At 36.9% G+C, this 14,557-nt stretch carries 19 protein-coding genes and 1 riboswitch; of the genes, 6 read left to right on the forward strand and 13 right to left on the reverse strand.

Going from position 1 to position 14,557, the window contains the following annotated elements:
• Positions 1-29: 29 nt before the first annotated feature.
• The 8 genes from MHI18_RS03280 to MHI18_RS03315 form a co-directional block, all read right to left on the reverse strand.
• A complete protein-coding gene (locus MHI18_RS03280; RefSeq protein ID WP_340845990.1) occupies positions 30-398 on the reverse strand; it encodes a nuclear transport factor 2 family protein in 369 nt (122 codons plus the stop codon).
• Between the two features lie 146 nt (positions 399-544).
• The gene (locus MHI18_RS03285; RefSeq protein WP_340845991.1) at positions 545-1,051 is read right to left on the reverse strand and encodes a hypothetical protein; all 507 of its coding nucleotides are present in this window, start codon (positions 1,049-1,051) and stop codon (positions 545-547) included.
• Positions 1,052-1,645: 594 nt separating this feature from the next.
• Positions 1,646-2,089 carry a CoxG family protein gene (locus tag MHI18_RS03290; RefSeq protein ID WP_340845992.1) on the reverse strand — a complete coding sequence of 148 codons (444 nt, stop codon included), beginning with the start codon at positions 2,087-2,089 and terminating at the stop codon, positions 1,646-1,648.
• A gap of 90 nt (positions 2,090-2,179) precedes the next feature.
• Positions 2,180-2,884, reverse strand: a complete 705-nt coding sequence (locus MHI18_RS03295; RefSeq protein WP_340845993.1) for an ABC transporter ATP-binding protein — start codon at positions 2,882-2,884, stop codon at positions 2,180-2,182.
• A gap of 16 nt (positions 2,885-2,900) precedes the next feature.
• Complete coding sequence (locus MHI18_RS03300; protein ID WP_340847555.1) at positions 2,901-3,692, reverse strand: ABC transporter permease; 792 nt, start codon at positions 3,690-3,692, stop codon at positions 2,901-2,903.
• Positions 3,693-3,761: 69 nt separating this feature from the next.
• Positions 3,762-4,739: an aliphatic sulfonate ABC transporter substrate-binding protein gene (locus MHI18_RS03305; RefSeq protein ID WP_340845994.1), complete on the reverse strand. Its 978-nt coding sequence runs from the start codon at positions 4,737-4,739 to the stop codon at positions 3,762-3,764.
• A gap of 103 nt (positions 4,740-4,842) precedes the next feature.
• A riboswitch (SAM riboswitch) is annotated at positions 4,843-4,952 on the reverse strand.
• A 99-nt stretch (positions 4,953-5,051) separates the two neighbouring features.
• Positions 5,052-5,849 (reverse strand): MBL fold metallo-hydrolase, encoded by a 798-nt coding sequence (locus MHI18_RS03310; RefSeq protein WP_340845995.1) that lies wholly within the window; start codon positions 5,847-5,849, stop codon positions 5,052-5,054.
• Positions 5,850-6,088: 239 nt separating this feature from the next.
• The gene (locus MHI18_RS03315) at positions 6,089-6,499 is read right to left on the reverse strand and encodes a hypothetical protein (RefSeq protein WP_340845996.1); all 411 of its coding nucleotides are present in this window, start codon (positions 6,497-6,499) and stop codon (positions 6,089-6,091) included.
• A 691-nt stretch (positions 6,500-7,190) separates the two neighbouring features.
• On the opposite strand from MHI18_RS03315, the gene MHI18_RS03320 reads away from it, so the two are divergent.
• Positions 7,191-7,514, forward strand: coding sequence for a hypothetical protein (locus tag MHI18_RS03320; RefSeq protein ID WP_340845997.1), 324 nt, complete (start codon positions 7,191-7,193; stop codon positions 7,512-7,514).
• Between the two features lie 134 nt (positions 7,515-7,648).
• Here MHI18_RS03320 and MHI18_RS03325 read toward each other — a convergent pair whose 3' ends face one another.
• The 3 genes from MHI18_RS03325 to MHI18_RS03335 form a co-directional block, all read right to left on the reverse strand.
• On the reverse strand, positions 7,649-8,059 hold the full coding sequence (locus MHI18_RS03325; RefSeq protein ID WP_340845998.1) for a hypothetical protein: 411 nt from the start codon (positions 8,057-8,059) through the stop codon (positions 7,649-7,651).
• 2 nt (positions 8,060-8,061) lie between these two features.
• Positions 8,062-8,274 carry a helix-turn-helix transcriptional regulator gene (locus tag MHI18_RS03330; protein ID WP_340845999.1) on the reverse strand — a complete coding sequence of 71 codons (213 nt, stop codon included), beginning with the start codon at positions 8,272-8,274 and terminating at the stop codon, positions 8,062-8,064.
• 471 nt (positions 8,275-8,745) lie between these two features.
• Complete coding sequence (locus tag MHI18_RS03335; protein ID WP_340846000.1) at positions 8,746-9,150, reverse strand: hypothetical protein; 405 nt, start codon at positions 9,148-9,150, stop codon at positions 8,746-8,748.
• 168 nt (positions 9,151-9,318) lie between these two features.
• Here MHI18_RS03335 and MHI18_RS03340 point away from each other — a divergent pair, with 168 nt between their 5' ends.
• The 3 genes from MHI18_RS03340 (at position 9,319) to MHI18_RS03350 (ending at position 11,414) form a co-directional block, all read left to right on the forward strand.
• On the forward strand, positions 9,319-9,450 hold the full coding sequence (locus tag MHI18_RS03340; RefSeq protein WP_340846001.1) for a hypothetical protein: 132 nt from the start codon (positions 9,319-9,321) through the stop codon (positions 9,448-9,450).
• Positions 9,451-10,035: 585 nt separating this feature from the next.
• Positions 10,036-10,878 (forward strand): sialate O-acetylesterase, encoded by an 843-nt coding sequence (locus MHI18_RS03345; protein ID WP_340846002.1) that lies wholly within the window; start codon positions 10,036-10,038, stop codon positions 10,876-10,878.
• Entirely contained in the window at positions 10,875-11,414 is a 540-nt protein-coding gene (locus tag MHI18_RS03350; RefSeq protein ID WP_340846003.1) for a PadR family transcriptional regulator, read from the forward strand. Before MHI18_RS03345 ends, MHI18_RS03350 begins: the two co-directional genes overlap by 4 nt.
• A 218-nt stretch (positions 11,415-11,632) precedes the next feature.
• Here MHI18_RS03350 and MHI18_RS03355 read toward each other — a convergent pair whose 3' ends face one another.
• Both MHI18_RS03355 and MHI18_RS03360 read right to left on the reverse strand, forming a co-directional pair.
• Positions 11,633-12,238 carry an alpha/beta hydrolase gene (locus tag MHI18_RS03355; protein WP_340846004.1) on the reverse strand — a complete coding sequence of 202 codons (606 nt, stop codon included), beginning with the start codon at positions 12,236-12,238 and terminating at the stop codon, positions 11,633-11,635.
• Between the two features lie 2 nt (positions 12,239-12,240).
• On the reverse strand, positions 12,241-13,158 hold the full coding sequence (locus MHI18_RS03360) for a ring-cleaving dioxygenase (protein ID WP_340847556.1): 918 nt from the start codon (positions 13,156-13,158) through the stop codon (positions 12,241-12,243).
• 160 nt (positions 13,159-13,318) lie between these two features.
• On the opposite strand from MHI18_RS03360, the gene MHI18_RS03365 reads away from it, so the two are divergent.
• Together MHI18_RS03365 and MHI18_RS03370 are read left to right on the forward strand one after the other, a co-directional pair.
• Entirely contained in the window at positions 13,319-13,918 is a 600-nt protein-coding gene (locus MHI18_RS03365) for a nitroreductase family protein (RefSeq protein WP_340846005.1), read from the forward strand.
• A gap of 168 nt (positions 13,919-14,086) precedes the next feature.
• Complete coding sequence (locus MHI18_RS03370; RefSeq protein WP_340846006.1) at positions 14,087-14,533, forward strand: OsmC family protein; 447 nt, start codon at positions 14,087-14,089, stop codon at positions 14,531-14,533.
• The last annotated feature ends 24 nt before the right edge of the window (positions 14,534-14,557 follow it).

The raw sequence follows: 14,557 nt of genomic DNA on the forward strand, positions 1-14,557 counted from the left end.
AGGTTTAGAGTTTTGAATTAACCGTTTTTTCATTCGGATAAAGAACTGGTTATTGTCCCTTGGTGAAAATACATTTTCCAGCTTCCCTCTCTCAATTTCCAAATAGAACTACGCAATGAATGCTTCTTATTGACCTCGTTATATATTCGGTAAGTGGTTAAAACGATTTCGTCAGACAATGGATGAATCTCAAAATTACTTAACTTCATCCGTACTGCTCCTATGCCCTCTTCACCAATACTTTCATTTTGATACAACACTTTACCAGAACTTCCAATTTCAAAAAAATCGCCGGCTAATAGATTAGTAAGTTCTTCTTTTGATGTCCGAATTTCTGGTTTTAAAAGCTTTTCTTCCAATTGAAGTAAATGCTCTTTTAAAAAAGACATACTTTCCATGGCTACTCACCTTTTTTTCTTATAGAATATATAGGCTGTTTTCTTAACACTTTAATTTAATTCACTACTAATTTTCTAGTTTCTTTTAGTTATTATCTAGTGATATAACTTCCATTTCCTAATAACTTGTCCAATCATTATGGTAATCAAAATGTTATATTTAGTAACTCTTTCATTTCAAGAAGAAGTTCAGCATGTTTTTCTTTTGATACATATATCATCTTTTGACCTTCCCCATTAGGTTTTTGCTTCTTACCATTAGGTTCTTGAAATATAATGTTTCCATCTTTTAGATAATTCAGTGTGTATACTTTATTATCCATTGTCTCTTTATCAGATAGTACAAAAAAGTAATTCCCTTTTTTCTTTAATTCTTTACTCTTCTTTACTATCTCCTTACCAGGAGGCTTTACAACTTTCATATTGTTTACTTTTTCTATGAAAGCTTGTATTTTATTGCTATCTGTAATGACTTTTAAAGTTGCTTCGGAAGAAACCCCCTTTTTATCAACACCTTGAACAAGTAAAGTTGTATATATCTCTTTATTAGGTATTTCTAAAACCACGTCTTTTGTACTTTTATTATCCAAACTACATGCAGTTAACAACATCATCATGAAAATACAACTAAAAAGTAGGTTTACTATTTTCAATTTCATTCCCTCCATCTTATCTAAAAAATACCTTCATAACTCCCGATAGATAATCTAAAAATATATAAATGAATATGGTATTTTTTATTTGGAGATGAATGCATTACTTTAACTACCCTATCTGGGCAACATAATCATAACCAATCTCTAACGTAAGCTACTAATCCTAAAAATGCCCCTAAACCCGTACAAATGAACACAATAATCGTATAATCAGCTTTTTTTTGACTTAGTTTTTTCTCACTCATTAAAAAACCTCCATTATTTTGCAACCTTTAAAATACACTATGTAATCCTTGGCATCTTCAATGATGCCGGAGAACGAGTCCATTCAAAACGACTCCAGCAGGGTTCCCTTTATTCGGTTTTCTACATATTGCATCATACTGATGAACCTTTATCCCAGCACAGTCTGTCTCATTACTAAACCTATATTCTATTTTTTATTTAAGAATTCCTTCTTCTCGAGTCTACAATTCAGGAGAAGCTAAATTTGTAGTGCACCGGCCTTTCTTAATAGAAAGAAAACAATTGCGAAAAAAAAAAACCAATGACTAAACAACGCCCGCAGGTAGAATAATCTGCGGGCGTTGTTTAGTGTTTCTTCTTCAGTTCGAGTGCGATTGCTTCTGCAAGTTCTTCTGCCATTTGAGGTACAAAGGTCTTCAATAACGAGTTGGCAATCGGCGCCTTATATCCGCTCGCTGTAATGTCTAAAAAACCGGTCATCTTCGTATTCCTTGGATCGATGGCTTCTGCTAAAAAATAGCCGCTTCCGGTAAACGGTTCATTCAGACCAGTGAGGTCAAATGTAACTTTACTTGGACCTTTCCATTCAATGATATCGACAATCAGCTCTATTTTCTTTTTCATCAAGCCTAAATCGCCTTTAAACTTCCAGGTAACCTGATTTTCATTTAATACAGTATGATTGATGTAACCAGGGACAAGCGGTGCCCAGTTTTCTACCTTGCTTACAAACTCCCAGATTTCTTCGATTGGTAAAGCCATTTTTATGCTGTGCAGCCCGGTTGGCAAAAGTCCCACCTCATTCGTGTTGTTACTTTCACTCCTACTGTATTATATTGTCCAAACTGTATAGAACCTTAAGAGTAAAATAGCTAAATCTTAGGATACGGTTTCCCGTAAATCAAGTACCTGTAATATTTCAGCCTTTATGAGAGCTAGATCCATATCGGTACGATTCCTTGGTTTGGACTGCTTGATTGTGAGTACCTCAGCTAATACACCTGGCTGCCCCTTTAAAATAAGAATACGATCACAAAGATATAAGGCTTCATCGATATCATGAGTAACTAATAGCATCGTCGTATTTTTCTTTTTCCAGATAGAGAGTAATAATTCTTGCAGCTGCATTTTGGTAAAAGCATCTACCGCACTAAAGGGTTCATCAAGTAATAGTACTTCAGGCTCCGTTACAAGTGCCCGCGCAATCGCAGTCCGTTGAGACATCCCTCCAGAAAGATCCTTTGGGTAATGTTTTTCAAAGCCCGTGAGACCTACCGTACCCAACAATTCGTGGACGAGAGCTTCTTGATCCCCCTTGAGCCCAAAGGATACATTTTGTTCAACTGTCAGCCAAGGCATCAGCCTCGGCTCTTGGAACATCATTCCGACTTCTTCCTTCTCAAGACTAAAGTTCCCTGTGTAGTCCTTATCCAACCCTGACAGGACACGCAGCAAGGTACTTTTTCCACAGCCGCTTGTTCCTAGTATCCCAATGATCTCTCCCTCCTCCACGGTGAAAGAAACATCAATTAATCCAGCCTGTTTATGATTGAATGTCCGTGAAACCTGTTGTACAGATAACATATCGATTCCTTCTTTCTCAATGTTGATTTGCCAAACTGTCCTGCCACCTTAGTGAGCGTTCTTCAATCATTTTTAGGAACCAGTCGGTTAGTTTACCTAGAATAGCGAAAAGAAGAATACTGCCGATTATCGTATCTGGAGAATACGTATTCTGGCCGACAATCAACAGGTAACCCAGCCCTTTGCTTGCCCCCATAATTTCTGCCGCCACAACAAACATCCATCCAAGGCCAAGACCGCTGCGGATTCCTGTCAAAAATGATGGAAGCGAGGCAGGAAGAATAATTCTGCGGACAATTTGAAACGATGTAAAACCATATATTTTACCGACTTCAATCAGCTTACGATCTACACCCCGTATCCCGGCCACCATGTTCAGATAGACTGGAAAAAACACCCCAACCGCGATGAGCGTCACCTTCGAGGTTTCACCAATGCCCATCCAGAGAATAAACAACGGTACCCAAGCAAGCGATGGAATCGATCGAAGCGCTTGAATAATGGGATCCACAAGTTCTTCAAAAATTTTCAGATAACCCACCAATGAACCAACGATTATGGCAGCCAGTGTTCCAATAAAAAATCCTGCAAACACTCTTGTTAAGGTCGAACCAAGATGTCCCCAAAGGGTTCCTTCCAACACCATTTGATATAGGCTGGCAATAATTACAGATGGTGCAGGCAGCAAATGGGCTTCAATAAGCCCCATTTTGCTTGCTGCTTCCCATAACACGACTAATGTCACTGGCAGGATGCTGCCCAGCAGAAGCCTACGATTACTCTGCGGCTTTTTACTTGTCATTGTCATTTTGTTTATTTGACCCAATTTAAGCGCACGATTACTTTGCTCTAACATCCTATTCCCCTCTCTTCTCCATTACTTGGTGACTTTCTCCGCGTATGTCGGGTTAAGTAACTTTTCTGTCAGCTCATTAACGTCGGTCGAGTCTTTTAATAAACCAGCTTCTTTGAGTACCTCTCCTGAACCAGTAATAATGGCTTTTTGTTCATCACCGGGAATCGGTTTAGAAAAATCCGTACGTTCCAATTGTTTTTTTGCAACCTCAAGTGAAATGCTTGCTTCTTTCGCAAGAATTTCTGCGGTTTCTTCTGGATGGTCGATTGTCCACTGCCGAGCTTCCTCATATGCTTCAAGAACTTTTTCCACATATTTTGGATACTTCTTAGCAAAGTCCTCACGAACATCCAACGTACTAAAACTATTAAAGTCAGGATTTCGGTAAAAGATTTGAATATCTGATTCCAATTCTACCTTAGCCATATGTGGATCAAGACCCGCCCAAGCATCTACATCACCTGATTGAACAGCTGCAGCTCCGTCACTGTGCTGTAGGTTTACAATTTCAACATCTTTCTCTGTTAATCCAGCTTCCTTTAACGCACGTAAGAGAAAAATATAGGGATCGGTACCCAGCGTTGCCGCTACTTTTTTCCCCTTTAAATCAGCTACTGATTGAATACTTCCTTTTTTGGCTAAAAGCGCCGTCCATTCCGGCTTTGAGGAAATATAGACGGTTTGGATAGGTGTGCCCTTTTCTTTGGCAAGCAAGGCTGCCGCACCTGCAGCTGAACCGAAATCAACACTATCTGAACTAAGAAATTCTAACGCTTTATTAGAACCTTGGCTGAGGACGAATTCGACATCAATACCCTCTTCTTTGAATTTCTTTTCAGCCAGCCCCTGATCTTTTAATACCAAGCTAACCGGTGAATAATACGCATAATCAAGAATAATTTTCTTTGGTTTTCCGTCCTTACCAGTCCCGCTGGCATCGTTCGAGCATCCTGAAAGTACTAATCCTACTAATGCCAATAATATAGCCCATTTCTTCATTTCCCTACCTCCGTTTTCTCTAGAATACCGATTTGCTTACTTGGTTTAATAAGCGCAAAAAACCCTCTTCAAAAAACAAGAAGAGGGTTTTTAAAAAAATCCTCCCTCATCTTTCAGATCAGTTGATCTGCAGGATTTAGCACCTTTTCAAGCATTTGCTTGATGGTTGCCGGGCTTCACAGGGCCTATTCCCTCCGCCGCTCTCGATAAGAGTGTCATTACTATTTAATTAAGGTATTTATCTGTTTGAAGTATATAGCACATAAATTTCAATGTCAATAATATTCTGAATATTTTATTTTATATTTCGATTCACTTTTCTTTTTTAGCGGCCTCTCTGACATTATGTAAATGTGTATCCTTCATTCCTTCAAAAAATTCATACTGTTCCCTAAGTGCGTCTTCACAATCTTCGCTTTGTTTTAGGGATTGTAAATAATGAATCGACTGATTTACACGCTGTTGTATGTCTTCCATTGAATTCGTTACACTCCCATGTCCCGGAATTAAAAGCTCTATGTTTCCTGAATCAATGATTTTCTTTATTTTGTTAATCGTTTTCTGATAGCTTTCATAATTGTCAAAAATAAAAGGAAACTCTACATCTGACAAGTGGTCTCCAGCCACAAGTATTCCCCCAGGTTCAATGACCGTAACGAGTCCATCATTGGTATGGCCAGGAGCAAGGTAAAATGTAAGCATACGATTACCTATCTTCATTGTTTCGCCGTCATTGGCAACGGCACACTCCACCTCCGGATACAAAATTGGATAAGAGCGTTTCAAATAGTATTTCTTATCAAAGTCATGGATTTGTTTGAGTGGAAAGTCCTTTGCAGGATGATTGGTAAAGGCTGCTGAAGCGATTACTACTGCATCCGGGAATGCTCCGTAACCAATAATATGGTCAAAATCACTATGGGTAAACAGCAGATACAGAGGCCTTCCTCTTCGAATTGCAGCTACATAAGATTGGATTTCACATACTTCTTCCGGCAGCCAGCCCGGGTCGATTAGCAGCAAAGACGTCTCTGCATCTATCATCGTTGAAGTGGTTTGGTACAGCGAACTTTGAAAAACGACAACGGTCTCATTCTGAAAAACAATCATGTGTTTCCCCCTTTTCCTACTATTATATCAAAGAAGAAGCAGCTTAAAAGAATACTGAAACGGCTGTTAACCTTCATAATTCCCCACCCCTCTCCAATATAAATCAGCTTAACCACCCTTTCTGGACGATCGAGCAAGATAGATGAAGTGGGGCGAATTTACTTGAATTTAAATTTAGGATTATAAATGAATCCTAAAAAGACCGCCATTGGCGGTCTTCTGAGCTACTAACACCTACGTTAGTTCATGAAAACAATATCTAATTTTCCAGTTACTTTACCAGAAGCGTATCCATCTTTCACGTCGACATAAAATTTACCTATTTTCATGCCTTTGAATAACGCCTTTCCACCAGCTAAGCTATGATAGCCTGTAGCCTTTCCAGTACTAGCATTGACGAGACGAACCTGTATTTTACTATAATCAGTTAATTTCTTACTTCCAGTAGAGGTCTTAAAATAGATTGGGGAAACTAGTTCGATTTGTATGTCACTACCTTTGTTAGGATTACCAATTTCACCATCATATTTTCCATCTTCAGTTTGAAAGGAATACCGTGGAACACTTGCTTGAGCTGAAGAATTATCTAATGCCAATCCACCTGCCAGAACGAACACTACAGTACTTAAAATTAAAAATATACGTTTCATTGTATCACCTCCTTTACCTCACTATAGCTTCTTTGAATTCAAACATCTTTTGGTAGCGTTATCACCATCGTTATAACAGTTTTAACCACTACGATTGTTGGACTATCTGTCCGTCTTAATTTGGTATACCAAAAGAATACGATATTGATGTGTCCAACATGTGTACATATAAAATAATCCTGATAAAAAAGAGCACAAAGAAAAAAGAGGCTGCAAATACACGCTCCTCTTCATGGGTAATCTTAGTGTTTTTTTTGCTCTAACCAGCTCCTCCAAGTAAGTTATAAACGTTCACCCATTTTCGCACCATAGAACGATCAATGGTCTATTTTTCAGGCAAATTCCTGTAACCGCAACTTCTTGCAAGTAGCCATTGATCACTGCTCAAATTCACATCTTATTTGACCATTAAAATCCCCCCGAAAGTTATTGTCTAACTTTCGGGGGTCACATCAACTGGGCAGCCTTTTTCATGTTTTTATTAACATAACCCCTGATCTCGGAAGCTGGCCTCGAGCTGGGTTTTTATTTTTATAGAAGAGTAGTGGGTGGTTCGTATTTTTAAATTCATTATGGGGTGTTTTTAGTACAATCTGATATATTATTATTATGTTAACGGTAGTTTATAACTGGTGATTGTATTAAAGAAAAAAGAGGATTGTATAAGATTTCAAGCGAGAGAAAAATTTAATTGAATAATTTTGAAAACCATTGTACTTTTATTTTTGTAATTATTAGTGGGATTTTCTTAACAATAGGTGCTGAAAAGAAAAGTAATTTATATTACTCTCTTAGCATCGGAGTAATTGGGTTATATCTGATATTTATCGTCTATTTAGTAGGTGAAAATGGTATAACTCTTTCGTTTGTCATTCAACATATGTCAGCACTTCTAGTATTGGACTGTGGCTATTTATATGAAGATAAAGAAAAAAGTAAAAGAAATAAAATTTTATCTAAACTAACGACAGGATTTATAATCTTATTTATGTTATCAATGTTTACAAGAAGTTGAAAAAGGAAATTTTTTTGCGTTATTTGAATGGAAGATACCTTAATGCACTATTTTTTACCTGAATTTGAATGTATGATTTGTGTAAGAATCATACATTCAAAAGAACGTCAATTGGTGGCCATTTAAATGTAATTTTACAATCGTTTTGTTATGATAGCTCCAAATCCAATCATCATATATATTCCCATCATACATATGATCAACATACCAGTTTCAATAAAATGAACACCCATTGAATATAAAGTTAGTAAAGCAACTCCACTACCACAAAGAATAACATATAGTACTATCATAAAATATCGTTGCATAAGCATTACTTTTCGTTCATCAACTTCTGGAACATTTCCATTTCTTTTTTTGTTCAATTTAGAAAAAAACAACCAGATGACAAATCCTAAGATTGCTCCACCTACCATAGGAATAGCTATATCATATCTGTACTCACTAGTGGCGTTACCCTCAATATATATACCTAAGAAAACTCCTAATATTATAGATACAATAACAACAGCCCAAATAATTTGTTGTAATTTTTTCATTTTCATAGTTATTCCCCCTTCGATTTCTCTAAATAAAATAATTCCTCAATTGGTACATCAAAATACTGTATTAATTTTAGAGCCAATTCCAAACTGGGATTATACTTGTTCTTTTCAATTGCATTTACAGTTTGACGTGTAATTTGTAAATCCTCTGCCAGTTTGACCTGTGTTATACCTCTTTTTTTTCTAATTTCCTTAATGTGATTTATCACTTTCATTTTAAATCCTCCAATTCAAGCGTAAAGATATCTTTACACTTTTATTGTAAAAAAAATACAATTTAATGTAAAGGTATATTTACATTAAATTGTATTTTTTTACTTGATATAAATGTATGATTATAGTGATTATCATCCATTCAAACCCTTGATTTCATTGACTTTCTTCCCTTTCTCTCTTTAACCTAAAAAAAAGAAAAAATCGTACATTCAAATCGTTGAACGCCAAGGGTTTCAAGACCCGGTTTTTGAATGTCGAACAAAAGGTCAAGTAAATATGGATTTACCAAAAAATGAACCGGCAAGAAGATTGAACTACTAGATAAGTTTTAAAAAGAATAATTGTAGTTTTTTCACATGAACAACGTTACTATTAATTAGTAAATATTAGGAGGACGTTATTAATTAAATAATAAAAAAAGATGATCCATTATTATTTTATAACGGGTCATCTTTTTTATATTAATCCCATCATTTTTCTTTATGCTTTAATTTAAATTCTTCCTTTTTTACATCCCATTCTACAGTAAACATAATATTTTCATCAGGATTTGTATAGCATTCACATTCCCCTCCACCAGCTTCCCAAACACCATCTATCAGTTCTACATGCGCATCGATAGTACCTAATTTATAGTATATTTTTTCTGGATTAGGGTCTTTACCAATATATTTAATAACTTGCGATGTACTTTCTAATTTATCAACCGACCGATCAAACGTTATTTGAACATCCCAATTTTTATTTTTACCTTCAAATACCAAATACACTTCTTCATCCTTTTTTGTGTTCCCATTCCCATTTTCATTAACACCTTTTGAACAAGCAATTAATAATACCGATATTATGCAGAAAATAAAAAACAATTTTTTCATATTAGTTCAACACCTTCCAATCGTTTATATAAAAATATACTTTATTATCCAATTTATTAATAGGAATATTCTTGATCGAGAAAATATGAAAGCAGAAAAAGATGTGCAGCCGATCCGGAATCGAAGACATTTGGGTACTGGTTTTACAAGGCCATGAAGAATATTGCGATGTTGCAACGGATCCTGCATCATGCCCATCCTTCTGTGACCCTGCGTTATATCGGCATTACCGAAGAAGAAACAAATAACGTATTGAAATCATTTAGTGTCTTTCAAGGAGCTAAAGGTTCGGGGATTTAGCCGATAAACTTCCCCTTATCGAGCTAAGGTAAAAAGTAAGTAAGCGATAATATAATAGCCTAAAAATCGTTCTTTTCCTTTAAACTTTTTTTCAATTAAAAGATATAGAATAAGAGCAACGAAAAGCGAAGTAATCAAATCTAAAATACAACCGAATCTCCTCCCAGTCTCTACACTTAACCATATATTCAATTTTTCTTGAAACTCTTCCTCTATTGGATGGCCATTTATGTAAACTAGGTTTCTAATAAAACTATGAATATTTTATACAAACCTAGTTTAAATAAACCCCTATTATAGGTACTGATAAGGGGATCGGTTGGAAATTCCTTTTAGCGCCGGATTGTGGAATATGATAATTGATTTATTGCACCTATACGTTGATGTATTTTAATTCAAAAATCCCCATTTTTAATAGCCTTCTTCCTCATGCTTATTTTAATCAATAAAGGTTATTAGAACGATGACAGTTCTATATTAGTTCGTTATTAAAAATTCACTAGATACATCGTGTTGACAATAGTCTAATTAGACTCTATAATATCGAAGTCTAATTAGACTATTGTGTAAAGGAATGAAAAGTAAATGATAAAATCTTTTTTAATGTTAGGGCAATCAAATATGGCAGGTCGTGGATTCTTGCATGAGGTAGAACCTATCTATAATGAAAAAATAAAAATGCTTCGCAACGGTCAGTGGCAAATGTTGACAGAGCCGATTAATTATGACCGCCCAGTTGCTGGTGTAAGTCTAGCAGCATCTTTTGCAGAGGCATGGTCGAAAGCCCACCCGGATGAAGAAATTGGTTTGATTCCTTGTGCGGAAGGTGGCAGTTCCTTGAACGATTGGCATCCGCAGGGTACTCTTTTTCAACATGCTTTGTCTGAAGCAAGGTTTGCTCTTGAAACTAGTGAAATTTGTGGCATACTTTGGCATCAAGGTGAAAGTGATAGCAATAATTCTCTACATGAAACGTATTATGAAAAGTTATCTCTTATCATTGAGACGTTACGAAAAGAATTAAACCTTCAAAATATCCCATTAATCATTGGTGAGCTTGGGGATTTTCTTGGAAAAACTGGTTTTGGAAAGTACTCAACAGAATTCCAAGAAATCAACGAACTATTACGTCGATTCGCTCATGAGCAGCAAAACTGTTATTTTATATCAGCAGCAGGTTTAACGGCCAATCCGGATGGTATTCATTTTAACGCCATTTCCCAACGGAAATTCGGTTATCGCTACTTTGAAGCATTTTCGAAAAAGTGTCATATCTTAGAGCCTCTTACGGATGAAGATCAATCACTAAAAATAAACAATATCTATTCGAAAACTGAACTAATTTATATTCACAGTATGAATTTGGCTCTTGGTAAAATCACATACGCTGAATTTGAAGCACAAATGGCAAAGTTGATGCAGCCTTGATTCCTTTACTTATCCTTGGCTTACTTATTCAAAACCCTGGCGCTCATGGATACGAACTATTAAGTTTAATGGAAAAACGACATTATAAATATATCGTAAATTTCACTAAAGGATCATTTTATTACAATTTGCAACAACTTGAAGAAAAAGGCTTGATTGAACAAACGTATCAAACCCGTCCAAACAATGGTCGTGAAATTCACACTTTTAAAATCACGTCTTTAGGAATGGAAGAATTCGATAAATTAATGGCCAAATATGGGGCTAAATCGGAATATGTAAACTTACAATTCTATGGCGCATTACTCTTTGCAGACGAATTCGATAAAAATAAATTATTAGAATTAATCCAATCACAAATTGATCAAACTAAAGCTAGAATTGCTCTTCTCGATGAATACCTAGCTAACACTAAAGAATTACCTGGTAAAGTTGATTATTTTCGTCGCATGAACGAAAATTCTCGTTCTCACCATTTAGTGAACTTAAAATGGTTTAAAGAATTGAAAGCAGACATAGAAGAAACTACTGTGTAAATAAAAATAAAAATCCCGTATCAATTGTAGTAAAATTGATACGGGATTTTTAATAGATCTTTTGTAGTACACCCACATATTGGGGTTATATTTTGGCTAACTACTTCTGCAATAACATCCTGGTAGGGTAACGATTTCATTCTGAAAGACGATCATTGACATCACCATTTTTATATCAAAAAAACCCGCTTAAACGATTCGTTCAAACGGGTGTTAGCTCATGAAAAATGGGATTGAAACCAGTCTGCTGCTGCATCGACTTCATTTCGTGTTAACTGATGACCATGCTGTTCCCACTTCACTTGAACAACTGAACCAGCTGCCTGAAGAAGATTCGCAAGCTCTTCCGTTTCCTTGGGTGCACAGATCGGATCATTGTTTCCTGCACCAATGAACACTGGGGTATTCGAAAGATCAGGAATCGCGACACCCCGTCTAGGTACCATCGGATGGTGTAAAATTGCTCCTTTTAAGGAGTCTTGATAATGAAACAAGAGACTAGCAGCTATATTTGCTCCATTTGAATAGCCGAGTGCAACCACATTTTTGCGATCAAATTGGTACTTTTCTGCAGCCGTATCGATAAAATCATTTAGTTCCTTTGTACGAAAGAGAAGATCTTCTTCATCAAATATCCCCTCAGCAAGCCTGCGGAAAAAGCGCGGCATTCCGTTTTCAAGTACGTTTCCACGGACACTTAGAACAGCAGATTGTGACGATACAATCTCCGCTAATCCAAGCAAATCCTCCTCTGTTCCTCCCGTTCCATGTAAAAGTAAAAGGACGGGTGCTTCTTTATTTCCTTCTTGGAAAATATGTTTCATAATTATTGGTCCTCCTTAAGTATTCTTGGTACAGCCGGCAGTAAAGTAGTTTCTAATTGAACCCGTCTTTCTTCTAACCAAGGTGGAAGCATCAACTTTGTGCCCATTGTTTCCAGTGATTCATCATGAGAAAATCCTGGAGGATCCGTTGCGACCTCATACAAGATTCCTCCCTCTTCTCTAAAATAAATGGCATCAAAATACTGACGGTCGGTAAATGGAGTAACATTGTAACCAAAGTTCGATATATGCTCACGCCATTCTTTATGGTCATCTGCATCCTTTGCGCGCCATGCAATATGGTGAACTGTACCTACCCCCAACGATCCCTTCCGTACTACCGTTTTCTTAACATCTATAATATTTCCAATATCTGCAGAAGATTGAAAACGAACGAAATCTCCTTCTTCACCGACTCTTACAAGTCCAAACACATTTGATAGGCTTTCCATTGTCTGATCCGGGGTAGACGACAACAAAACAGCTCCGCCAAAGCCTTTAACTGCTTTGTCAGCTGGTACGCCTCCAAACGTCCACTGACTGTTCTTTCCGCTCCTCCGAGCAACTATCTCTAAATGTAAACCATGGGGATCGAGAAAATCTAAATACTCTTCTCCAAAACGAGTTGTTTTTTCAACATTTATGTTGAACGTTTCTAGACGTTTTTCCCAAAAAGAAAGCGAACCCTCTGGAACAACATATACCGTAATCCCCACTTGTCCAGATCCAATTCTGCCCTGGTGTGCGTTCGGCCAAGGGAAAAAGGTTATGATGGAACCTGGTGAACCGACTTCATCTCCAAAGTATAAATGATAAGTGCCTGGATCATCAAAGTTGACCGTTTTCTTTACCATACGCATACCTAGTACACCTGCATAAAAATCTACATTTTCCTGCGGATTTCCAACAATGGCGGACATATGATGAATACCTGTCGTTTTTTTCACCGTACTTCCCCTCTTTTCACTATTATCTTGAATTAAAGATATATTAATTCAGAGTACATGTCAATTCCTTTCTAAAATTCCGGGACATGGACATACTAGTTTGGACAGATAATTTATAAAAAGGGGTAATCAAATGACTAACGATTTCTATTCTGCAATCCGTCAACGTCGTTCTTATTATGCGATTGATAACACACCAATTGTATCGGATGAAAAAATCAAGGAAATTGTGGATTTTGCTGTAAAATATACACCGTCTGCTTTTAATTCACAAAGCGCTAGGGTCATTGTCCTTACTGGAAGAAGCCACGAAAATCTATGGCAGATCACAAAAGAAACATTACAGAAGGTTGTTCCACCAGAGTCCTTTTCCTCGACTGAAGAAAAGCTGACATCGTTCAGAAACGGGTATGGAACCATCCTCTTCTTTGAGGATCAAGCGGTCATTCAAGGACTTCAAAAAAAGTTCGAGCTTTATAAAGAGAATTTTCCCATATGGTCCGAGCAATCGTCCGGTATGCTTCAGTTTATCATTTGGACAGGACTAGAATTAGAAGGCTTTGGCGCAAGTCTTCAGCATTATAACCCTTTAATTGATGATGAAGTAAAAAAAGAATTCGATGTACCTGACACATGGTTACTCAGAGCGCAAATGCCTTTTGGAAAACCGCTACAGGAACCCGGAGAAAAAGAATACCCTCCTCTAGAAGAACATATTTTCTATTATCAATAAAAACAAAGCGTGCAGTCCATCTGCACGCTTTTCTTGTTGCAATGTTCTGTTCTGTGCAGAATTAGGCGATTTGTGTGCAAAACCTTGTTTTGCTAGTAAGCATAAATACTTACTTTTTCAAATTTCTCCTATAAACTAATAGAAAACAAATAACTTGGAGGTAGCTAAATGTCAGAACATCACTTTTTTTTGAAAGCAGACTGGCCCGGTGGAAGAAATGACGTGGGGTCCATTGAAAGCGGGAACTTAAAAACGGAGATCAGCATCCCTCAGGAAATGGATGGACCTGGTGTAGGGACAAACCCTGACGAAATGCTGCTGGGTGCAGCTGCCACTTGTTACATCATTACCCTTGCTGCTATGCTGGAGCGAAGCAGACTGACTACAACAAGTCTTTCCATGCAGTCCGAAGCAATTGTTGAAGTGAAAAATGGAGTATTTACATACAAAAAGATCATCCACCGACCTCATATTATTCTGCCAGACTCAAGCTCTGAAAAGGACTTGGAACGTACCTTAAAGTTTGCTCAAAAAGCAGAATCATCTTGTATGATATCTCGTGCGATAAAAGGCAATGTTGACATTGAACTCGATGCCCGCGTGACTTTTGAATAACAAAAAGGCCTGACATGATGTGAC

The organism is Peribacillus sp. FSL H8-0477 (assembly GCF_038002765.1).
In the GTDB taxonomy this organism is placed as follows: Bacteria; Bacillota; Bacilli; order Bacillales; family DSM-1321; genus Peribacillus.